Consider the following 329-nt stretch of genomic DNA (forward strand, 5'->3'; position numbering starts at 1 on the left):
CAAAGTGGAGAAATTTGTAAAGATGAAAATTTACCCATTTTAGACGTAAAATTTTTAAGAAATAATAATATAGAAAATATAGTTTCATTTGGCAATAAAGTTTATAAAAATGATAGAGTGATTTTAATGGACGGAGAAAATTCTGGTGAAGTTTTTACAATTAAAGAAAATGGATATTTAGGTAGTACGCTTAAAAAACTAGAAATCAAAAATATATCATTAACTCATTTTATGGATTTTATGCTACTTTATTTTAAAGATTTATTTAGGCTTAATAAAAAAGGTGCTGCTATACCGCATTTAGATAGAAAATTATTTTTAAATCTTCC

General features: G+C 23.4%; 1 protein-coding gene. It reads left to right on the forward strand.

Going from position 1 to position 329, the window contains the following annotated elements:
- On the forward strand, positions 1-329 hold a 329-nt coding region (locus FMM56_RS03625; protein ID WP_190319012.1), incomplete at both ends, for a restriction endonuclease subunit S.

Origin of the sequence: Campylobacter sp. LR264d, assembly GCF_008633895.1 — a bacterium.
Classification (GTDB): Bacteria; Campylobacterota; Campylobacteria; order Campylobacterales; family Campylobacteraceae; genus Campylobacter_D.